Below are 20,216 nucleotides of genomic sequence, written 5' to 3'. Positions count from 1 at the left end.
GCCTGGGGCGCAAGCGCCGGCCCGCCAGCAGCCAGGCGCAGTTCAAATCCATGCGAACCAAAGTAACGTGGGGGAGAATCTGGGCTCTAGTTTGGTCTGCGTCCCTTATGCTGGACCGGGGTAAAGCCGCCATTTCCGCGACTCCAGCAGCTTCCAGGGTTGGTAAAAAGGCCCTCCTAGTTTAGAAGGAGCGGGAGCGTTGAAACGCTTGGCGGAGGGCGAGGCGGTGGTTTAAGCTGTGATATGTTGGCACAGCAAAAACACCTCACATCTTACGATGTGAGGTGTTTTTTGCCATGACGAAGGGCTGATGGCTCGTGCCAGATTCCGAAAAATCGCTTCGTCCGAACTTGGAAGATGCTGATTATTTGGATTCCTTGATGGCTGCCTGCGCGGCGGCAAGGCGTGCGATGGGCACCCGGAAGGGAGAGCAGGACACATAGTCCAGGCCCGTGCGGTGGCAGAACTCCACGGAGGAGGGATCGCCGCCGTGCTCGCCGCAGATACCCAGGTGCAGCTCCGGGTTCGTGGAGCGGCCCAGCTTGCAGGCCATCTCCACCAGCCGGCCCACGCCCGCCTGGTCCAGCTTGGCGAAGGGATCGTTCTCGTAGATCTTGCGGTCATAGTAGGCGTCCAGGAACTTGCCTGCGTCGTCACGGCTGAAGCCAAAGGTCATCTGAGTGAGGTCGTTGGTGCCGAAGGAGAAGAAGTCGGCCTCCTTGGCAATCTCATCGGCGGTGAGAGCCGCGCGGGGGATCTCAATCATGGTACCAACCAGATACTTCATATCGGAGCCAGCGGAGGCGATAATCTCGTCAGCGGTCTTGACCACCACGCTCTTAACATATTTGAGCTCCTTGACCTCGCCCACCAGGGGGATCATGATTTCGGGAACCATGTTCCACTCGGGGTGCCGGGCTTGGACATTCAGCGCGGCCTTAATGACGGCCCGGGTCTGCATGGCGGCAATCTCCGGGTAGGTGACGGCCAGGCGGCAACCCCGGTGGCCCATCATGGGGTTGAACTCGTGGAGGGAGGCGATGATGGACTTGATGTCGGCAACGGTCTTGCCCATATCCTTGGCCAGCAGCTCGATGTCAGCCTCGTCGGTGGGCAGGAACTCGTGCAGCGGGGGGTCCAGGAAGCGGATGGTGACGGGGCAGCCCTCCATGGCCTCGTAGATGCCCTCAAAGTCGGACTGCTGCATGGGCTCCAGCTTGCTGAGGGCTTTCTCCCGCTGCTCCACATTGTCAGAACAGATCATCTCCCGGATGGCGGGGATGCGGTCCTCGTCAAAGAACATGTGCTCGGTCCGGCACAGGCCGATGCCCTGAGCGCCGAACTTCCGGGCCTGGGCGGCGTCGTGGGGGGTGTCGGCATTGGTGCGGACCTGGAGACGGCGATATTTGTCGGCCCAGCCCATGACCCGGCCGAACTCGCCGCCGATGGAGGCGTCCACCGTGGGGATGGCCCCGGCATAGATGCTGCCGGTGGAGCCATCCAGGGAGATCCAGTCGCCCTCTTTGTAGGTCTTGCCGGAGAGGACGAACTGCTTGTTTTCCTCGTCCATCTTGATGTCGCCGCAGCCAGAGACACAACACTTGCCCATGCCCCGGGCCACCACGGCGGCGTGGGAGGTCATGCCGCCGCGAACGGTCAGGATGCCCTGGGCGGCCTTCATGCCCTCGATGTCCTCGGGAGAGGTCTCCAGACGCACCAGGACCACCTTCTCGCCCCGCTCAGCCCAGGCCTTGGCGTCCTCAGCGGTGAAGACGATCTTGCCGGAGGCAGCGCCGGGGGAGGCGCCCAGCGCCTTGCCGATGGCCTCGCTCTTTTTCAGGGCCACGGCGTCGAACTGGGGATGGAGCAGGGTGTCCAGAGAGCGGGGCTCGATCATGGCAACAGCCTGCTTCTCCGTGATCTGGCCCTCATCCACCAGATCACAGGCGATCTTCAGCGCGGCGGCGGGGGTGCGCTTGCCGTTGCGGGTCTGGAGCATATAGAGCTTGTTGTTCTCCACAGTGAACTCCATATCCTGCATATCGTGATAGTGATCCTCCAGAATTTTGCACACATCCTGGAACTGGGCGAAAGCGGCGGGGAACTTCTCGGCCATCTGGCTGATAGGCATGGGAGTCCGCACGCCGGCCACCACGTCCTCGCCCTGGGCGTTGGTCAAAAATTCACCGAAGAGCTTCTTCTCGCCGGTGGCGGGGTTGCGGGTGAAGGCCACGCCGGTGCCGCAGTCGTCGCCCATGTTGCCGAAGGCCATGGACTGGACGTTGACGGCGGTGCCCCAGGAGTAGGGGATGTCGTTGTCGCGGCGGTAGACGTTGGCCCGGGGGTTGTCCCAAGAGCGGAACACGGCCTTGACGGCGCCCATGAGCTGCTCCTTGGGATCGGAGGGGAAGTCCTGCCCCACCTTGGCCTTGTACTCTGACTTGAACTGGCCGGCCAGCTCCTTGAGATCCTCCGCGGTCAGCTCCACGTCCTGAGTGACGCCCTTGCGCTCCTTCATCTGGTCGATGAGCTGCTCAAAGTACTTCTTGCCCACCTCCATCACCACGTCGGAGTACATCTGGATAAAGCGGCGGTAGCAGTCCCAGGCCCAGCGGGGATTACCGGACTTCTTGGCCAGGACCTCCACCACCGTTTCGTTCAGGCCCAGGTTCAGGATGGTGTCCATCATGCCGGGCATGGAGGCCCGGGCGCCGGAGCGGACGGAGACCAGCAGGGGATTTTCCAGGTCGCCGAACTTTTTGCCGGTGATGCCCTCCATTTTCTCAATGTATTGGAGAATCTCCGCGCAGATATCGTCATTGATCCTCTGGCCGTCCTCGTAATACTGGGTACAGGCCTCGGTGGTGATGGTGAAGCCCTGGGGCACAGGCAGGCCGATGTTGGTCATCTCGGCCAGGTTCGCGCCTTTGCCGCCTAAAAGCTCCCGCATGTTTGCGTTGCCCTCAGTGAACAGGTAGCAGTACTTCTTGCTCATTCTTGTTTCCTCCAGTTTCAAATGGCTGCACAGCAGCTTGTTCCGTCCTTCTTTTTTAGCATCTACCATTATAATCAGGAATTTTTCAAAAAACAATACACAAAAGAGAAAAAAGAAATCGTTTAAAAGGAGAAAAAAGCTTGGAATCGCTGTCGATTTTCCACAAAAAGCCCCCGCCGGATGGCGGGGGCGACAAAATACGGGGCTATTTCAGGTCTAAACCCAGAATAAATCGTTTCAGCGGCACATACAGCACCACAGATATCAACAGGGTGATGATGGTGTTCGGCAGCATGTAGGAGCCGTTATAAACCAGAGAATACAGGGCCGGACTGGAAAAGGTCCAGTTCAGGAACTCCGTGGGAGCTAGAATTTTGTAAACGGTGACGCCGCTGATATAATGGATGGCAAATCGGGCCAGGCAGCCTGCCAGCGTGCCGGCAAACAGCCCCCAGGATTTCCCGCGGAATAGCCCGGCCAGCCCCAGCGGGGTGAACGCCACCAGGTAATCCAGCAGCATGGACTGCCAGCCCCAGGCGTAGGCGCCGTCGAAAATGAGCTGTAACAGACCAAAGAGAAAGCCCGCCATCAGGCCGGGGCGCAGGCCCCAGCGCACGGCAAAGAGGATGATCGGAAACATGGCAAAGGTGATGGACCCGCCGTTGGGCGCCTCTGCCAGCTTGAGATAGCCGAGAATTTGAGCCAGAGCCACCATCAGGGCTCCCTCGCACAGCATTCGGGTGCGCAGATGAGATTTCGTGTTCATGAATTTCCCTCCAACAAAAAATGCCGCAGGCCATCAAACGGGCCGCGGCAGGGAGAGACACACTTCCTACGCCGGCATTACCCGGATCAGGTCAAGGGACAGCGGGCGGTATCTGCCCTGCATCTCAGCCGGGATTCCTCCCAGCGCCCCTGTGTTTGATTGTCCTGTGGTTTATCCAGAAGGATAGCAGAAAAACGCGACGCTGTCAAGAAGCGGAGGAAACGCTCCCAGCTACCCTTTGGACTGATTTAGTCAACAAATAACCTCCCTCCGTCACTTTGACAAAGGGAGGCGCTCCTTTATGTAAACAGTCCGATAAAATGGAATTTACAGAGAAAAGATGTTTTGTAGTTCTTTGCTGTTTTGATTTATTCTAATCCAAGCATCCATACCTGATTTGCTTTATTAAATAGCATAGATATTACTGTATCATTTTCATCTACAATCGGTTGATCTTCTTCTGACTCTGCTGTACTGCTGTTTTTTAACATAATTTGAACATTCAAATTATTATACCCGTTAAAAAGTACACCTTGACTAAATCCACTTCTAAATGGTTTCATCCAAATAATCAGTGCGTACTGAATATCTTGTTCTGTGATTGCCAGATTTCCATTCCAAAGAAGATAATCGGGAACACTTACACTATACTGAAAATCATCTTTATCAGCATAAATCTTCACACCCGACTCTTCTATCTCCGGGAAATTATCTTGAAGTTCATCATAAGGTTTATATGCTCCAAAATACCAAATCAGATTATAACAACCAAATAAAATTGTCACAGCAATCATTACATGAACGATTAATTTTTTCATAATTTTGCACCTTTACAAAATTCGAATTTATAGTCAGTTTTAATTTATCATATTTTTCTGATTCATTCAAGGTGTGGTGAAATTGACGGGGTAACCCATCAGTCCAAAAGCAAAAAGGGAGAGAAAACGCCACCGCCGCCGCGGACACAGACGGCGCCTGCCGCCCGCCGCTGTGCAGGCTTTTCTTTTTCAAAAATTTGTGGTAAACTGAAATCAAAATTGCCTCGGAGAAATTCCCGGGGCTGGAGAGGAGGGGCCGCCATGGCCGCCTTACCAAGATCAAATCCCGCGGTTATTCAGATTCGGGAGGCTGCGGGACGGGGAAAGCTGTCCCATGCGCTGCTGTTTACCGGGCCGGGGGACCGGCTTGCTGCCGCCCGCTTTGCCGCCGCAGCCTTGGAGTGCACTGGGCAGGACAAGCCCTGCGGCGTCTGTCCCGCCTGCCGGAAGGTGCTTTCGGACATCCATCCGGATGTGACCGCGGTCCGGGACGAGGCCCATAAAAATATCGCCGTGGACGTGGTACGCGGCATCCGGGCGGACGCCTACATCCAGCCCAACGAGGGGCTGCGGAAGGTTTACATCTTCCCGGACTGCGCCCTGCTGACGGAGCAGGACCAGAATGTACTGCTAAAAATCGTGGAGGAAGGGCCGCCCTACGCGGCGTTTTTGTTCTGCGCGGAGAACCCCAGCCAGGTACTGCAGACGCTGCGTTCCCGCTGTGTGGAGCTGAAGCTGCCGCCGCAGGAGCAGGTAGACGGGGAGTCCTCCGCGCTGGGGGAGGAGCTGTGCCGCTGCATTGCCAGGGGCCGGCGGGGGGCTGTGACTGAGCTGGCGGTGCGGCTGGAAAAGCAGCGGACGGACCGGGACGCTCTGGCATCCATGCTGGCCCGGGGACGGGAGATTTTTGCGGCGGCGCTGCTGTCGCTCTATGGGCGTGAGATGGAGGAAAAGAACCGGGAAATCGCGCCAGTTGTTGCGAAAAACTTGACAAAAGCCCAAATCATGTCCACAATAGAGCTGTTAGAACGGTATCACGGCGAATGCGCCTATAACGTTGGCGTGGGTCATGTGCTGGGCGCGCTTGCCGCGGAATTGGAGGGTATCCTTTGACAGAAGTAATCAGCGTTCGCTTTCGCAGCGGATGTAAAAATTATTATTTTGATCCCCAGGGCCTCACAGTCAAAATGGGGGAACAGGTGATCGTGGAGACCGCGCAGGGGCTGGAATACGCCACCTGCACTCAGGGCAACCACGAGGTAGAGGACAGCGCTGTGGTCACACCCCTGAGCCCGGTGGTGCGGATGGCCACGGAGGGCGACCGCCGCACGGTGGACAACAATCGCCGGCGGGAGAGTGAGGCATTTGATATCTGCGAGAAGAAGATCGCAGAGCACGGCTTGGATATGAAGCTGGTGAACGTGCTGGTCAGCTTTGACGGCAGTAAAATTGTCTTTTACTTTACTGCGGACGGAAGAGTGGATTTCCGGGAGCTGGTGCGGGATTTGGCCGGTGTGTTCCGGGCCAGGATCGAGCTGCGGCAGATCGGCGTGCGGGACGAGGCCAAGATGATCGGAGGCCTTGGAATCTGTGGGCGGCCGTTTTGCTGCTCCCAGTTTCTGGATGGCTTTTTGCCCGTGTCCATCAAGATGGCCAAAACACAGAACCTCAGCCTGAATCCCACCAAGATCTCCGGCACCTGCGGGCGGCTGATGTGCTGTTTGAAATACGAACAGAACGCCTATGAGGACGCTGCCAAGCGGATGCCGAAGGTGGAGAGCTTTGTCCAGACGCCGGACGGCCCCGGCAATGTCAAAAGTGTGGATTTGCTGCGGGAGACCATGAAAGTAAGCCTGGACTCCGCACCGGAGGCGCCGAAGTGTTATCACAACTGTGAGGTCTGCGTTCTGCGTAACGGCAAGGGCAGCCGGGATGGGATTGCCGTTCCCGCGGAGCGGCCCAGCCGGTATGTGGAGGAGCAGGAAGAGGAGTTTTTGGAGGATCAGCGCCTCACCATGCCATTTTACATGACCTCCGCATTGGAGGAAGCTCCGATGCGGGAGAAGATCGGCGGGCCGGAGAGCGGCGAGGGCGGGAAACCCCGCCGCCGCCATCGGGGCGGCCGGCACCGCGGCAAGAGCGGCGCGCCCAAAGCGGAGCAGCCTAAGGAGAAAACTCCGCCTAAGCAGCCGAAGGCGGAACAGCAGGCAGAAGCAAAAACTTCCGACGAGGGTGCGAAGCGTCGCCGGCCCCGCCACCGGGGCGGCCGCCGCCGCAAAAGCGGAGAGCCGCCCAAGGGCGAATAGGGGCAGGGAGACCTCGTCTAAGTTAGGGAAGAGAAGCAGGGGAGGAACCCATGGGGAAATTCACAGGCGTACTGCTGGCCAGCGACTATGACAACACCCTCCTGGACACGGAGAGCGCCCGCCGGAGCGGCGGGGAGGCGCCGCGGGTTTCAGAGCGGAATCAGGCGGCCCTGCGGTATTTCATGGAACAGGGCGGCCGTTTTGCGGTGGCCACCGGCCGGGCCCTGGCGGCACTGGAGCACTTTGTGGACGAGATTCCCATGAACGCCCCGGCCATCATCTGCAACGGCGCGGCGCTGTATGATTTCTCCGCCCGGGAGTATCTGGATTATATTCTGCTGAACAGGGATCTCTGCCGGCGATGCCAGGAGCTGCTGCTGGCCTCTCCCACCACTGCGGCGGAGGCATACCCCCTGCTGGAGAGCGTGATTCACGCCGTCCGGCCCAACGCCTATACCCGCCAGCATGAGCATCTGACCCACACCACGGTGCGGGAGGATGCGTCGTTGCTGGAGGTACCCCAGCCGCTGACGAAGGTGATTTTTGAGGACGAGCACGCCGCTCTGGAGGCGCTGCGGGACCGGCTTCTTGCACAGCCATGGATACAGGAGTGCGAGATGGCCTTCTCCGCAGCCAATCTGCTGGAGCTGACTGGCAGGGGAGCCAGTAAGGGCGGCATGGTCCGGCGGCTGGCGGCGCGGCTGGAGATCCCCATGGACCACGTGTACTGCGTGGGGGATGAGGCCAACGACATCACCATGCTGCGGGCGGCCGCCCAGGGATTTGCACCAGCCAACTGCGTGGATGCCGTCCGTGCGTGCGGCGCCACACTGGTGGCGGACTGCCGGCATGACGCCCTGGCAGAGGTTGTGGACATTTTAGATCAGCGATACAGATAAAAGGAACACCCCCGGCCTTGAGGCCGGGGGTGTTCCTTCCGCATGGGAGGCAGGTGCTGACAGCGGGATGACCCCCTGCGGTATGAAGCGCAAGCACCAGCATCGGGCGGTGATGCGCAGCCTGTTTCTGTGGGGCGCCCCTGTCGGACTGCCAGATTAAAAATTTTTTCAGCAGCCTCTTGACAAATCAGAAAAATGTGTTATTGTACTAATTAGATAGTACAAATGACGAGGAGGTGTCCCATGCGGTGGTTCTTTTCAAATGACGCTCCGATCTACACACAGCTGATTGAGCAGATTCAAGTGGGGATTGTCACCGGGGTGTTCCCCAAAGGAGAGCGGCTGCCCTCGGTGCGGGACCTGGCGACAGAGGCCGGGGTAAATCCCAACACCATGCAGCGGGCGATGGCGGAGCTGGAGAGGGACGGCCTGGTATACAGCCAGCGGACCTCGGGCAGATTTGTGACGGAGGATGAGACCATGATTCAACAGGCGAAGCGCGGCCTTGCCGAGCGCCATATCAAAACCTTTGTGGCGGCGATGGTCCGGCTGGGCTTCCGGCGGGAGGAAATGATTGCCCTGCTGCGGCAGGAGACGGGAGAGGAGAATGACCATGGCAGTTTTGACCTGTAATCAGCTGACCAAACAGTATGGCCACGTCACGGCGCTGGATGGGCTCAGCTTTTCCATAGAACCGGGACGGATTGTGGGTCTGCTGGGACCCAACGGCAGCGGGAAGACCACGCTCATTAAGCTGGCCAACGGCCTGCTGACGCCAACCTCCGGCAGCTTGAGCATCTGCGGCGTGGCGCCGGGCAGAGAAAGCCACGCGCTGGTCAGCTATCTGCCGGAGCGGACGGCGATCCCAACGTGGATGTCCGCGGCGCAGCTGCTGGACTTTTATCAGGACTTTTACAAGGACTTCCGCCGGGAGGCGGCGGAGGAGATGCTGGCCCATCTGAATATCCCGGCCCGCCTGCGGATCAAGCAGATGAGCAAGGGCACCCGGGAGAAGGTGCAGCTCATTATGGTCATGAGCCGTGCGGCAAAGCTGTATCTGCTGGATGAACCCATCGGCGGCGTGGACCCAGCCACCCGGGACTACATTCTCTCCACCATCATCAGCAACTATAACCCCGAAGCGGCAGTGGTGATCTCCACACACCTGATCGCGGATGTGGAAAAGGTGCTGGACGAGGTGTTGTTTATCAACCAGGGCCATCTGGTGCTGCAATCCTCCGTGGATGAAATCCGGGAGGAGAAGGGCATGAGTGTGGACGCGCTGTTCCGGGAGGTGTTTAAATGCTGATCAAGTTGATGAAGCACGAGTTTCGTGCAACCGGGCGGATCATGCTGCCGCTGTACCTGGTGCTGCTGGTGACGGCGGTGGGCGCCAATTTCACTACCCGCGGACTGCTGAGCACCCAGTATAAGCTGCTGGATGTGCTGGGCGCATTGCTGGTAATGGCCTTTGTTGTTGCGATCATGGGCGTGTGTGTCATGAGCATGGTGGTGATGGTCCAGCGGTTCTACAAGAATTTGCTGGGGGACGAGGGGTATGTGATGATGACGCTGCCTGTATCCGTCCACCAGCAGATTTGGGCCAAGATCATCGTGTCCACTGTGTGGTTTGCCGCAACGCTTTTCATGGTGATGCTGGCCTGCCTTGTCATGGCCTATGATGTGGGGCTTGTAAGCCAGTTTTTCCAGGCACTGTTTGATCTCTTCCACCAGTTGACGGCTTATTACGCCCTGAACGGCGCGGCGCTGGCTGTGGAGTTTTTGGCGCTGTGCTTCGTGGGCAGCGCGGCGATGTGCCTGCAGTTCTATGCGGCCTTGGCGGTGGGCCACAGCCGCCCCAATCATAAGATGGCCTGGTCCGTGGGCTGCTTCTTCCTGTTCCAGTTCATCATGCAGATGCTGGTCTCTGCCCTGGTGATCTTCGCGGACGCCACAGGGCTGGACTTTTTCCTGAGTGCGCAGATCATCCATCTGGAGGGGATGGCGGCCATGCACGCGGCAATGCTGGTCATGATCGTGTCTGTGGCGCTCTACGGCGCGGTTTTCTACATGGTGACAACATACTTCTTGAAAAAGCATCTGAATCTGGAGTAAACTAGATAGCAAAGACTCTGCGGACCCCGGAGCCGGGGTCCGCAATGCAAGGGGGAGGCCCATGCCTTTTTTGGAGACGATGCCAGGAGAACTATTGCTGACCTTTGGAACCGCCATGGTTCCGGTGCTGGAGCTGCGGGGAGCCATTCCCGTGGGCGTGGCGGCGGGTCTGCCGCCTGCTTTGGCCTGCGGTGCGGCCATCCTTGGCAATATGGTGCCGGTGCCATTCATCATGCTGCTGATTCGCAGGATTTTTGACTGGCTGCGGCAGACAGCCCTGTTTGGACCGAAGATCGAATGGCTGGAACGCCGCGCCCACTTGAAGGGGCGGCTGGTGCGTAAGTACCGGCTGCCGGGGCTGATCATTCTGGTGGCCATTCCCCTGCCGGGGACCGGCGCATGGACCGGCGCTCTGGTGGCGGCGCTGCTGGACATCCGGATGCGCCACGCCCTGCCTGCCATTTTCCTGGGAGTGGCCATTGCGGGGGCTCTGGTCACGGCGGTGACGATGGGCGTGGTACACCTTTTTTGAGAGCTGTCCAGCGGCGTCTTATCACATGTTTCCTGCCCCGTTCCATGGTACGGCGGCAAAAGAGAAAGAGGGGATTTCCATGAAAAAAAGCGCCATACTCTGTACATTGCTCTTCTCGCTGCTGCTGACCGCCTGCGGCGCTCCGGCGGAAGAAGAGGCTGTCAAGGAGACCAGCTATCAGGTGTTGGACGCGGATAAGGCAGAGGTCTGCGTCATTTCCGACCAGGCCGCAGTGGAGGAGATGAATGAGCTGATCAACAGCTTTACCAGCGGCGAAGCCACTCCCCAGGGCGAGGAGCCGATCAAGCCGCTCTATACCTACATCCTCTGGCAGGAGACCACCGCTCTGGCGGGGGAGGACCCGGCGGCGGAGCGGGAGCTTCTGGAGGTGATGCGCGTGAGCGTCCAGAAGGACAGCGACCGGGTGCTGCTGGAAATTCTGCCTGACAGCATGGAAGCTGTGGCGGACCTTGCGGCCGAATGGGTGGAGGATGCGGATGCGATTAGGGGCTTTTTGAGCTTCTGCTATGACGCGCCTCCAGAGACGGCGGCCGCCCTGCGGAACCCAGGGGGATTTTCATGATGCGAAGCACCGCCGTGGTCCAAGGGTGAAAGAGGGGAGAGCCAATTGGCTCTCCCCTCTTTCACCTGAATAAGACGGTCCCTGATTGCACGGTGCCCCGCTGAGCCGGCGTTCCGGTGGAGGGAGCCCTATGCCTCGTAAATCTTCCTGCCTGCGCTCCACACGGCCCGGATGGCCCCTGGCTGACGCCGGTACACGCACCGTTCCAGCCGTTCTGAAAGACTCAGAGGGTGGGGCTGCGGCAGCTGATCGTCTGAAAGAACAATAGCGTGGAGGGCGTTTCCGGGAGCGAAGCCCGGGGCCTCTCCAAAGTAGGCGGCGCCGGCTGAGGTCCCCAGGTACCAGGCCTCCGGCACCGTGAGAAAGTCTGCGCCGTCCACCATCCGGCGGGCCTTGGAGGAGCGGACGGCCCCTGCCACCGCGTCAAACATGCTCAGCCGGTCTCCGCCGGCCACATCGCTGCCAAGGGCCACCTTGACCCCCTCCCGAAGCATGACCTGCACCTGGGGGAACCCGGAGCAGAGATTCAAATTGGAGTCAGGACAGTGAACCATGGTCACGCCGGAGTCCCGCATGGCGGCGCGCTCCCGCTGATCGGACCAGACACAGTGGGCCATCAGCGTACGCTCGTTCCAGAGGCCGTACTTGGCGTAGGCCTCCCAGTACTGGGCGCAGTCCGGATGCAGCCGCCGGACCCAGTCCATCTCCGCCCGGTTTTCCGACAGGTGGGACTGGGCAGGCAGCCCCCGCTCCTGAGCGAGCTTCCCCAGAAAGGTCATCAGCCCGTCCGTGCAGGAGGGGATAAACCGGGGGGTGAGAATTGGCTTGATATGGGGGAAATCCTGGCAGGCCTCCAGCCATCGCAGCGTCTCCCTCCGGGACTCCTCCGTGGTCTCCTGCAAAAGCCCCGGCGCGCTGTTGCGGTCCATGTTCACCTTTCCCACGAAGCCGGTGATGCCGGCCTTTTCCAGCTCTTCCATCAAAATGAGCGTGGCGTCGGTGTGGAGGGAGGAGAACATGCACACCCGTGTGGTGCCGCAGGCGGCCAAATCCCGGGAGAGTAGGCGGTAGACCTCCCGGGCATAGTCCGGGTCGGCATAGCGGGCCTCGGTGGGGAAGGCATAGGCGTTTAACCACTCCAGAAGCGGCAGATCCATGCCTGTGCCCATCAGCGGGTATTGCGGCGCGTGCAGGTGCAGGTCTGCCAGGGATTGGAGAATCAGCGCGCGGCCCCAGTCCTCCACCGGCGCGCCGGCGTAGCGCTCCGGAAGCGCCGGGAAGACACCCTGGATCACACCGTCCTCCGCTACCAGATAGCCTTGCTCCGTCGTATCCAGCTGACCCAGGGCGGGGGCGGAGACCACGTCGCCCTTCAAAATGGTGATTGACATCGTGTCACCTCATCTCATGAGAGTTCCAAAGGGGCAGGCGTGCCTGCCCGCGCCGCGTCCTGCGGCATGTTCAAGGTAGCATACTCCCGGCAAAAAAGCAAGCGGCGGCGTCCGCCCGCCGGACGGAGTAGAGAACATGCGGCTGCTCGCCGCTGAAATACCGGGCGGTAAACTCCGCCTCCCGCGTCATGCCCAGGCGCTCCGCGACGCGGATGGAAGGGGCGTTGTCGGATTTGATGATGGAGGAGACTTTGTCCTCGCCAAGAGAGCCGAAGGCATAGTCTCGGCAGGCCCGCGCCGCCTCCGTGGCGTAGCCGCGGCGCCAGTAGGCTGGCTCCAGCAAATACCCGACCTCCAGAACCTGAGTGTCGAGATACGGCTGATAGGTCAGCCCCGCCTGCCCGATCACGGCGCCCGTCTCCCGCAGCACAACGGCCCATAGGCCGAAGCCGTGGGCGGCGTACCGCCTGCGCTGCCGGTCCAGCCACGCCTGGACGTCCGCGTCGGTAAAGGCGTGCTTATAGGCGTACATGGCGGTCTCGTTTTGCAGGAGTCTGGCTACGGCGGGCAAATCTGCCTGCTGCAGCTCTCGGAGCAGCAGGCGCCTGGTACACAGGGGCGTCATGTTGTTGATCCTCCTTATTTTCTCAGTTTTTTTCAGTTTAACATGAAAAATCTGCCCCGGCAAGGCGGAAGGGAGCGTTCCGGCCAGGATAGGGGTGGAGGGAGGCCGCACCTCCACGCCGCAAAACGCTTATACTGGCATACGGGCGGTGATTCGCTCGAATTCCGGAAAAGGCGGAGAGACTTATGCTGCGATCCATTCAGTGGGCGGCGCTGGGCACCGGGTTTACCTTTTTGATGACCACCCTGGGCGCCGCCGTAGTATTTTTCCTGACCGGGGAGCCAAAGCCCCGGTTTCAAAAGACCGCGCTGGGCTTTGCAGCCGGTGTGATGACGGCGGCTTCCGTGTGGAGCCTGCTGCTGCCGGCGATTGACCAGGCTGCCGAGGCGGGCCGGTTTCCCGGGTGGCTGCCGGCAGCGGCGGGGATGCTGGCAGGCGTTGTATTTCTGGCGGCGCTGGACGCCCTGCTGCCCCATCTTAGACGGGAACGGACGGAGGAGACATGGCGGCAGAACACACTGCTGATGACGGCGATTACTTTACATAATGTGCCGGAGGGCATGGCGGTGGGATTGGCCTTTGCTCTGGCGGCCAGCGGTGAGAATTTTGCCGGTGCTGCGGCGCTGGCACTGGGAATCGGAATTCAAAATTTTCCAGAGGGAGCTGCAATCGCCCTCCCGCTGCGGCAAGAGGGATTATCCCGCCGGAAAGCCTTCGCAGGCGGTATGCTCTCCGGCGTTGTGGAGCCGATCTTCGGCGTTCTGGTGGTGGGGCTTGCGGCCTGGGCGCAGCCCCTGATGCCCTGGCTTCTCAGCTTCGCGGCGGGCGCCATGCTCTATGTGGTGGTGGAGGAGCTGGTGCCCCAGGCTCACAGCCGGGCAGGGACCTGTGGATTTGTGACAGGATTTTTGATCATGATGGTTTTAGATGTTGCTTTGGGGTAAAAAAGAGACTTGTTTTGTTAGCAAACTATATGGTATAATGAGCCGGACAATACAAAACAGGAAAGGAAATGACCATGGAGACGAAGTTTACTGGCAGCAGCCGCTATGTGGCGTCCCAGGATTTGATGAACGCTGTGAATATTGCGGTCACGCTGCAAAAACCCCTGCTGATCAAAGGCGAGCCGGGCACTGGCAAGACCATGCTGGCACAGGCGGTGGCGGAGGCCCTGGGAAAGAAGCTCATTATCTGGAACGTGAAATCCACCACCAAGGCTCAGGACGGACTGTATGTCTACGACGTGGTGCAGCGGCTGTATGACAGCCAGTTCGGCAACGCCGGCGTGGACGACATTGCCAAGTATATCAAGCTCGGGAAGCTGGGCGAGGCATTCTCCTCCGAGGAACAGGTGGTGCTGCTGATCGACGAGGTGGATAAGGCGGATCTGGAGTTCCCCAACGACCTTTTGTGGGAGTTGGACCAGATGGAGTTCTATATCCCGGAGACCAAGGAGACGGTCAAGGCCAAACAGCGCCCCATCGTGATCATCACCTCCAACGCGGAAAAGGAGCTGCCCGACGCGTTCTTGCGCCGGTGCGTCTTCCACTATATCGAGTTCCCAGACCAGGAGCAGATGGAGGACATTCTGCGCGTCCACTTCGACAAGCTGGATGAACGGCTGGTGCAGCAGGCTCTGGCGGCGTTCTACTGGGTGCGGGAGCTGCGGGGGATTGAGAAAAAGCCCAGCACCTCGGAGCTGGTAGACTGGCTGCGGGCCATGGTGGCCGGCGGCATCGAGCCGCGGCGGATCGAGCGGGAGATTCCCTTTGCCGGCGTGCTGCTGAAAAAGGATAAGGACCTGCAGCTGCTGCAAAAGAGCAAGCGGTAAGCGCCATGTTTGTTGCATTTTTTTATCTGCTGCGTCAGCGGGGATTAGACGTCTCCCCCAACGAGTGGATGACGCTGCTGGAGGGCATGGAGAAGGGGCTGCACAAGTCCAGCCTGACGGGGTTTTATCACCTCTGCCGGGCGATTGTTGTGAAAAGCGAGGTGGAGTTCGACCGCTTCGACCAGGTGTTCCTGGAATTTTTCAAGGACATTCCCTTCAACGGAGAGCTGCCGGAGGAGATGCTGGAGTGGCTGGAGCACCCCTCTGAGGATCTGAAGCGGACCATTGAAGAGCTGATGACGGCCGGCTTCCCGGACGAGACCATGGAAGAGCTTCTCAAGTTGCTGCAGGAGCGGCTGGAGGAGCAGGATGCCGAGCACAACGGCGGCAGCAAGTGGGTGGGCACTCAGGGGCGCACCCCCTGGGGCAACAGCGGCTGGCACCCCAACGGCATCCGGATCGGCGGCCAGGGCCGCTACCGGACGGCTATGGCGGTGGCCGGGGAGCGGAAATTTCGGGACTTCCGGAAGGACAATACCCTGGACACCCGGCAATTTCAGATGGCCTTCCGGCTGCTGCGGCAGCTGTCGGTCCAGACAGAGAGCGTTGACAAGGAGCTGGATGTGGACAGCACCATCCACGACACCTGCGAAAACGCGGGCTCGCTGCAGGTGCGCTACAAGAATCCGCGGAAGAATACCGTCAAGGTTTTGCTGCTGATGGATTCCGGCGGCTCCATGGAGTATTACGCGGGGCTTTGCAGCATGCTCTTCCAGGCGGCTACCAAGTCCAACCACTTTAAGGAGCTGCACACCTATTACTTCCATAACTGCATTTTTTCCAGCCTCTTCCAGGGCCCGCAGCTCTGGCGCAGCGGAGAGGTGCCCACGGAGTGGGTGCTCCAGAACTTTGACAGCAGCTATAAGGTCATTATCGTGGGCGACGCCGCCATGAACCCCTACGAGCTGCGGGAAAAGCAGTTTCAGTGGGGCAAGGGGACCTATGCGCCCTCAGGCTTGGAGTGGCTGGAGCGGTTTAAAAAGCAGTATCCCTATCTGATCTGGCTCAATCCGGAGCCGATGCCGTCCAAACCGGACTATTGGAGCCAGACCCACTACCAGCTGGGGCAGATCTTCCAGATGTATGATCTGTCCGCCGAGGGACTGGAAAAAGGCATGAAGCGGCTGATGGTGCGGCGATGATCGGAAAAAGCGAGGCCGCTTCCGCCAATATCATTTAGGGAAGTGCGCATAAGCGGCCAGAAAAACGAGAATTTCTCCCGTGAAACGATCTTGCGTTGAAATCACAAAAGGAAGAACCAGGTCAGCCGGCCTGGTTTCTTCCTTTCATGACATGGACGCAAGAGTTCGGCATGTTTGCTGCGTAAAGAGCAAACAAGCGAAAGCTTTCAGCATTCTGTGGCTGTCCGTGTTCGTGGCGCACTGATTGTGCATGGAGACCGCGCCGGAGAAACACGACCCGGATGTGTCCGGACGAAAAGGGAGCCTGCCAGCCGGCAGGCTCCCTTGACATTTCAGAGGCAATGTCCTCCGCACGTCCCACCCTGGCTCACAGCCCTAATTGGTAGACACGGTTTGCATTGTGAAAGAAGACTTGCTCCCAGCGGGCCTCGGGGACCAGCAGACGGATGAAGTCCACATATTCTGCCAGATTGACAATGGGCCAGTCGGTGCCAAAGAGCAAATCCTCCCAGCGGTCCATGGCAGTGAGCCAGGTCCGCAGCAGGGAGAGCCAACCGGTTTGCTCTTGTTGGTAACGGCTCAAATCCACCCGGCCCTCCAGCAGTCCGGAGAGGTCAGCGGCCACGTTGGGATTTTTCTCCACCACCGCGGCGGCGGATTCCAGAAAGGGATTTCCAAAGTGGCACATGACAAACTGTGTGTTTGGATGGTCCGCGGCCACCTCGTCCAGCGTCAGGGGGTGGCAGTATTTGAGATGAGCGGAGGCGGACGCAGTAAGGCCCATGTGAATCGCCACCGGCTTGCGATACCGAGCCGCCAGGGTATAGACCGGTTCATACAATGGGTCCCACAGCCAGGTTTTGTTATAGCCCGGGTAGAGCTTGACGCCGCAGCAGGCGGGGCTTGCCAGATTTTCCTCAATCCGCTCCGCCAGATGTGCGGTCGTGGAGCCGCCCTGCCGGAAAAGGGCGCTGTCCAGCCCTACACAGTAGTGAAAGAGATCGGCAGGATAATCGTGGTCCGCAGCCCGCAGGCTGCGGTTGCCCATGACCACGCCATGGACAATCCCCAGGTCCCGGTACGCCTGCCGCAGGTGCGCGGTGGAATTATGGTGCCCCACAGACTGCGCCATCTCCTCGAACTGGGGCTCGTCCTCTGGAAACAGGTGCAAATGGGCGTCAATGATTTTCATGAATCGGTCTCCTTCCAGGGTATCCGGTGACAGCGGCCTGGCGGAAGCGGCAAAGCGGTCCGCCGGCCAGAAGATCAGGTAAAGCGGAGGTAATTATAGACACAGATCGCCAGGATCAGGCCCATCATTCCAATAAAAAGCCGGTCCACCGTGGCGGAGGGAATCCGCCGGTTGACACAGCGCCCGGCAATCCCGCCCAGCACGCCGCACACGGCCATGCCGAGCAGCGTGGGCAGAGAGAAGGGCGGGACGCTTCCGGAGAGCACCGTCAGCAGCAGGCTGCTGATCTGGGAGATCAGGATGATGTACAGGGAGTTCTGGGCAGCGGTTTTCGTGTCCATGGAGAAGAAATAGAAAAGAACCACCAGATTGATAGGGCCGCCGCCAATCCCCAGAAACGAGGAGGACGCCCCCAGGAAAAAGCCGATCAGAATACAGACCATGCGGCCATGGAGATCTCGGGTAGGAATGCGCTGCTTGTTCAGGGTGTAAAGCAGGGTGCCCAGTGTGATGATGAACAGGCAGACCGCCTGAATGGCGCCCACCGTCTCCGAGGCGGCAAACAGCTCGGAAATCTGGGAGAAGAGCTCCTTGCCCAAAAGCCCGCCCAAGGCGGCGCCCACGGCCAAAAACGAGGTGCGCCCCCAGTCCACGGAGCTATCGGTATCCCGGAGTCCTTTCAAAACCGTGTAGCCGGACATGGAGAGCACGGTGCAGCCAGAGAGGAAATTGACCGTACTCACACTGTAGATGCCCAGAGAATCCAAAACCGGCTTGATGATAACACCGCCGCCGATCCCACAGATGGCTCCCAAAGCCGAGGCAGCCAAACAGATCAGCAATGAGATGGCTGTGACCACGAAACTCCTCCTTCACACTGACAACAGAAATTTCCGTTACATTCTACATAGTATCGGCTATCTGCCTGGAAAAGTCAACCCTAATTCCCTCAAAAGGAATTTTGAAAAAAATTTTCGGAAAAGTCTCCAAAAGATATTGACATATAATGTAGTATGTTATACATTGATTGATAGAAGACGGCGCGATCAGCACCCCATGCCTCATCAATGAAAGGAAGGATTCGATGAAAAAGCCCAATATTGTTGTGATTACTACGGACCAACAGAGGTTTGACACGGTTTCCGCTTATGGAAAGGCGCCTTATGGAGTCAAGGTCAAAACCGACCATCTGGACCAGCTGGCAGCAGAGGGCGTCCGTTTTACCAATGCCTTCACCTGCTGTCCCCTGTGTTCCCCTGCCAGAACCTCATTTCTGACTGGTACTTATCCGCACACCCACAAAACCATGACCAACACCAACCTTCACCCGCTGGACAACCAAATTCAGCCCGGTGACGACCTGGTGATCAACGGCCTGCGGGAAGAGGGGTATCACACCGCTTATGTGGGCAAATGGCATGTCAACAATGATATCAATCCAGATGAGTTTGGCTATGAGCACTTTGTGGGCCTGGGGGATTACGACCGTTACCGCGCCACGCTGGAGATTCCGGCCGCGCCCCAGACCAAGTATTATGCCACCGCCATGGGCGGGTACGGCGACGACCCCATCGACCTAGAGCGCAGCCGCCCGGCTTATCTCACCAAAGCGGCCATTGGTTATATTGAGCAGTTTGCGAAGGAGGAACAGCCGTTCTTTGTACGGCTGGACTTCCATGGGCCTCATTTCCCCAGCGTGATCCCAGAGCCCTATGCCTCCATGTACCGACCGGAGGACATTCAGCCCATCCCCAGCTTCTATGACGATATGACCCGCAAGCCGGCGGTGCAGCATAACACACCCAAGTACTGGGAGGCTGACCGGTTCACCTGGCAGGACTGGCAGAAGCTGATCGCCAAATACATGGGTGAGTGCACCCTGATTGATGACATGGTGGGCCGCGTTTTGGATAAGCTGGCGGAGCTGGGACTGGACGAGGATACCCTGGTGCTGTTTTCCACGGACCATGGGGACCATCTGGGGGCACATAAGATTTGGGATAAAGCCTTCGCCCTGTATGACGATAACTGCCATGTCCCCCTGCTGGCCCGCTGGAAGGGCAGGATTCCCGCAAATTCTGTGTGTACGGAATTTGTCTCTCACTACGTGGACATGTGCCCCACAATTTTGGAGGCTGCCGGCGCCCAAATTCCGGAGCAGGTACAGGGTCAGAGCTTCCTGCCGCTGTGCCTGGGCCAGAAGCAGGAGAGAAAGCCCTATATCGTCTCGGAGTTCCACGGTTCCCACATGGGCTTCTACACGATTCGCAGCATCCGCACAGAAAAGTACAAGTACATCTTCCACACCGGTGCTGACGACGAGTTCTATGACCTGTCGGAGGACCCCTATGAGATGAGCAACCGCATCGAATGGCCGGAGTACGCCGATGTGGTCAAGGAGCTGAAGCTCCACCTGGTGGAATGGATGCGTGAAACCAGGGACCATTTGTATACGGAATATATGGTTTACTATTTGACCAAAAATGAGGATCTGGCCCTGCAGGCGCCCGGCCGCGGCAGAGTGAAGTGGTGAGATTCTAAGGAAGGAAACAAAAGGCGGGCTTCCAAGTAAAATTGGGGGCCCGCTTTTCTTCTTCCTGCTTGCTTTTGGAGATAAATTCCGATATACTGGGACCAGTTAGAGACAAAAAAGGCTTGACATGCTGTTCCAGATCGGTTTTCTCCAAGCAATCTAAAGCCGTCAAGGGGCATTGCCCTTTGGGGGGCTCAGTCCAGCCGCCGGCTTTTTCAAAGCTGGGGGAGTTCAATCAAACAAAGCGCCCCGCGTTGTCCATAGAACGAGCACTGGAGAATGCCCGGTGTTTGCAGCTGCACCCGGAGCGATGGCAGAACCAGCAGGCAAGACAATGACTGCGGATGCTTTCAGGGATTCTTTTGAATATGCAGTGCCGCACTGGAAAAAGACTGTGAATACGGTCAGGAGCGGGGCGGCGCCACAAG

19 protein-coding genes and 1 riboswitch are annotated in these 20,216 nt (G+C 58.8%); of the genes, 12 read left to right on the top strand and 7 right to left on the bottom strand.

Annotated elements, in window-relative coordinates:
* Positions 1–364: 364 nt before the first annotated feature.
* From ppdK to KJS55_RS06815, 3 genes are all read right to left on the bottom strand, one after another.
* A complete protein-coding gene (gene ppdK, locus KJS55_RS06825; protein WP_187029927.1) occupies positions 365–2,995 on the bottom strand; it encodes a pyruvate, phosphate dikinase in 2,631 nt (876 codons plus the stop codon).
* A gap of 205 nt (positions 2,996–3,200) precedes the next feature.
* Positions 3,201–3,761, bottom strand: coding sequence for an energy-coupled thiamine transporter ThiT (gene thiT / locus KJS55_RS06820; RefSeq protein ID WP_228300478.1), 561 nt, complete (start codon positions 3,759–3,761; stop codon positions 3,201–3,203).
* Positions 3,762–3,807: 46 nt separating this feature from the next.
* Positions 3,808–3,922, bottom strand: a riboswitch (TPP riboswitch).
* A gap of 207 nt (positions 3,923–4,129) precedes the next feature.
* Positions 4,130–4,579: a hypothetical protein gene (locus KJS55_RS06815; RefSeq protein ID WP_187029926.1), complete on the bottom strand. Its 450-nt coding sequence runs from the start codon at positions 4,577–4,579 to the stop codon at positions 4,130–4,132.
* 261 nt (positions 4,580–4,840) lie between these two features.
* Between KJS55_RS06815 and KJS55_RS06810 the strand changes: the two genes are divergently transcribed.
* From KJS55_RS06810 to KJS55_RS06775, 8 genes are all read left to right on the top strand, one after another.
* Complete coding sequence (locus KJS55_RS06810) at positions 4,841–5,692, top strand: DNA polymerase III subunit delta' (protein ID WP_213542980.1); 852 nt, start codon at positions 4,841–4,843, stop codon at positions 5,690–5,692.
* Complete coding sequence (locus KJS55_RS17650; RefSeq protein ID WP_213542979.1) at positions 5,689–6,885, top strand: PSP1 domain-containing protein; 1,197 nt, start codon at positions 5,689–5,691, stop codon at positions 6,883–6,885. The genes KJS55_RS06810 and KJS55_RS17650 overlap by 4 nt, the downstream gene beginning before the upstream one ends.
* 50 nt (positions 6,886–6,935) lie before the next feature.
* Complete coding sequence (locus KJS55_RS06800; protein ID WP_213542978.1) at positions 6,936–7,784, top strand: HAD-IIB family hydrolase; 849 nt, start codon at positions 6,936–6,938, stop codon at positions 7,782–7,784.
* Between the two features lie 243 nt (positions 7,785–8,027).
* Complete coding sequence (locus KJS55_RS06795; protein ID WP_187029918.1) at positions 8,028–8,417, top strand: GntR family transcriptional regulator; 390 nt, start codon at positions 8,028–8,030, stop codon at positions 8,415–8,417.
* Positions 8,398–9,093, top strand: a complete 696-nt coding sequence (locus KJS55_RS06790; RefSeq protein WP_187029916.1) for an ABC transporter ATP-binding protein — start codon at positions 8,398–8,400, stop codon at positions 9,091–9,093. The genes KJS55_RS06795 and KJS55_RS06790 overlap by 20 nt, the downstream gene beginning before the upstream one ends.
* Positions 9,087–9,899, top strand: coding sequence for a hypothetical protein (locus tag KJS55_RS06785; protein WP_187029914.1), 813 nt, complete (start codon positions 9,087–9,089; stop codon positions 9,897–9,899). The genes KJS55_RS06790 and KJS55_RS06785 overlap by 7 nt, the downstream gene beginning before the upstream one ends.
* Before the next feature lie 61 nt (positions 9,900–9,960).
* Positions 9,961–10,431, top strand: a complete 471-nt coding sequence (locus tag KJS55_RS06780; RefSeq protein WP_187029912.1) for a COG2426 family protein — start codon at positions 9,961–9,963, stop codon at positions 10,429–10,431.
* A 79-nt stretch (positions 10,432–10,510) separates the two neighbouring features.
* Positions 10,511–11,014, top strand: coding sequence for a hypothetical protein (locus KJS55_RS06775; protein ID WP_213542977.1), 504 nt, complete (start codon positions 10,511–10,513; stop codon positions 11,012–11,014).
* 128 nt (positions 11,015–11,142) lie between these two features.
* On the opposite strand, the gene KJS55_RS06770 is transcribed toward KJS55_RS06775, so the two are convergent.
* Together KJS55_RS06770 and KJS55_RS06765 are read right to left on the bottom strand one after the other, a co-directional pair.
* Positions 11,143–12,405: an amidohydrolase family protein gene (locus KJS55_RS06770; RefSeq protein ID WP_187029908.1), complete on the bottom strand. Its 1,263-nt coding sequence runs from the start codon at positions 12,403–12,405 to the stop codon at positions 11,143–11,145.
* 70 nt (positions 12,406–12,475) lie between these two features.
* On the bottom strand, positions 12,476–13,030 hold the full coding sequence (locus tag KJS55_RS06765; RefSeq protein ID WP_187029906.1) for a GNAT family N-acetyltransferase: 555 nt from the start codon (positions 13,028–13,030) through the stop codon (positions 12,476–12,478).
* A 185-nt stretch (positions 13,031–13,215) separates the two neighbouring features.
* Here KJS55_RS06765 and KJS55_RS06760 point away from each other — a divergent pair, with 185 nt between their 5' ends.
* The 3 genes from KJS55_RS06760 to KJS55_RS06750 all read left to right on the top strand — a co-directional run bounded on the left by KJS55_RS06760 (position 13,216) and on the right by KJS55_RS06750 (position 16,063).
* Entirely contained in the window at positions 13,216–13,974 is a 759-nt protein-coding gene (locus KJS55_RS06760; RefSeq protein WP_187029904.1) for a ZIP family metal transporter, read from the top strand.
* A gap of 68 nt (positions 13,975–14,042) precedes the next feature.
* The gene (locus tag KJS55_RS06755; protein WP_187029902.1) at positions 14,043–14,861 is read left to right on the top strand and encodes an AAA family ATPase; all 819 of its coding nucleotides are present in this window, start codon (positions 14,043–14,045) and stop codon (positions 14,859–14,861) included.
* Positions 14,862–14,866: 5 nt separating this feature from the next.
* Entirely contained in the window at positions 14,867–16,063 is a 1,197-nt protein-coding gene (locus tag KJS55_RS06750) for a vWA domain-containing protein (protein ID WP_213542976.1), read from the top strand.
* A 367-nt stretch (positions 16,064–16,430) separates the two neighbouring features.
* On the opposite strand, the gene KJS55_RS06745 is transcribed toward KJS55_RS06750, so the two are convergent.
* Together KJS55_RS06745 and KJS55_RS06740 are read right to left on the bottom strand one after the other, a co-directional pair.
* Complete coding sequence (locus KJS55_RS06745) at positions 16,431–17,255, bottom strand: amidohydrolase family protein (RefSeq protein WP_213542975.1); 825 nt, start codon at positions 17,253–17,255, stop codon at positions 16,431–16,433.
* A gap of 74 nt (positions 17,256–17,329) precedes the next feature.
* Positions 17,330–18,115, bottom strand: coding sequence for a sulfite exporter TauE/SafE family protein (locus tag KJS55_RS06740; protein ID WP_213542974.1), 786 nt, complete (start codon positions 18,113–18,115; stop codon positions 17,330–17,332).
* A 224-nt stretch (positions 18,116–18,339) separates the two neighbouring features.
* Between KJS55_RS06740 and KJS55_RS06735 the strand changes: the two genes are divergently transcribed.
* Complete coding sequence (locus KJS55_RS06735) at positions 18,340–19,788, top strand: sulfatase family protein (protein ID WP_187029894.1); 1,449 nt, start codon at positions 18,340–18,342, stop codon at positions 19,786–19,788.
* The last annotated feature ends 428 nt before the right edge of the window (positions 19,789–20,216 follow it).

It is taken from the genome of Pusillibacter faecalis (assembly GCF_018408705.1).
In the GTDB taxonomy this organism is placed as follows: domain Bacteria; phylum Bacillota; class Clostridia; order Oscillospirales; family Oscillospiraceae; genus Oscillibacter; species Oscillibacter faecalis.
Note: the sequence above shows the minus strand (reverse complement) of the source record. Positions and strands in the feature narration are given on the sequence as shown.

Excerpts from the sequence above, each read along its gene's own strand:
- ppdK (WP_187029927.1), bottom strand. The coding sequence starts at position 2,995 with ATGAGCAAGAAGTACTGCTACCTGTTCACTGAGGGCAACGCAAACATG.
- thiT (WP_228300478.1), bottom strand. The coding sequence starts at position 3,761 with ATGAACACGAAATCTCATCTGCGCACCCGAATGCTGTGCGAGGGAGCC.
- KJS55_RS06815 (WP_187029926.1), bottom strand. The coding sequence starts at position 4,579 with ATGAAAAAATTAATCGTTCATGTAATGATTGCTGTGACAATTTTATTT.
- KJS55_RS06810 (WP_213542980.1), top strand. The coding sequence starts at position 4,841 with ATGGCCGCCTTACCAAGATCAAATCCCGCGGTTATTCAGATTCGGGAG.
- KJS55_RS06800 (WP_213542978.1), top strand. The coding sequence starts at position 6,936 with ATGGGGAAATTCACAGGCGTACTGCTGGCCAGCGACTATGACAACACC.
- KJS55_RS06795 (WP_187029918.1), top strand. The coding sequence starts at position 8,028 with ATGCGGTGGTTCTTTTCAAATGACGCTCCGATCTACACACAGCTGATT.
- KJS55_RS06790 (WP_187029916.1), top strand. The coding sequence starts at position 8,398 with ATGGCAGTTTTGACCTGTAATCAGCTGACCAAACAGTATGGCCACGTC.
- KJS55_RS06785 (WP_187029914.1), top strand. The coding sequence starts at position 9,087 with ATGCTGATCAAGTTGATGAAGCACGAGTTTCGTGCAACCGGGCGGATC.
- KJS55_RS06780 (WP_187029912.1), top strand. The coding sequence starts at position 9,961 with ATGCCTTTTTTGGAGACGATGCCAGGAGAACTATTGCTGACCTTTGGA.
- KJS55_RS06775 (WP_213542977.1), top strand. The coding sequence starts at position 10,511 with ATGAAAAAAAGCGCCATACTCTGTACATTGCTCTTCTCGCTGCTGCTG.
- KJS55_RS06770 (WP_187029908.1), bottom strand. The coding sequence starts at position 12,405 with ATGTCAATCACCATTTTGAAGGGCGACGTGGTCTCCGCCCCCGCCCTG.
- KJS55_RS06765 (WP_187029906.1), bottom strand. The coding sequence starts at position 13,030 with ATGACGCCCCTGTGTACCAGGCGCCTGCTGCTCCGAGAGCTGCAGCAG.
- KJS55_RS06760 (WP_187029904.1), top strand. The coding sequence starts at position 13,216 with ATGCTGCGATCCATTCAGTGGGCGGCGCTGGGCACCGGGTTTACCTTT.
- KJS55_RS06755 (WP_187029902.1), top strand. The coding sequence starts at position 14,043 with ATGACCATGGAGACGAAGTTTACTGGCAGCAGCCGCTATGTGGCGTCC.
- KJS55_RS06750 (WP_213542976.1), top strand. The coding sequence starts at position 14,867 with ATGTTTGTTGCATTTTTTTATCTGCTGCGTCAGCGGGGATTAGACGTC.
- KJS55_RS06745 (WP_213542975.1), bottom strand. The coding sequence starts at position 17,255 with ATGAAAATCATTGACGCCCATTTGCACCTGTTTCCAGAGGACGAGCCC.
- KJS55_RS06735 (WP_187029894.1), top strand. The coding sequence starts at position 18,340 with ATGAAAAAGCCCAATATTGTTGTGATTACTACGGACCAACAGAGGTTT.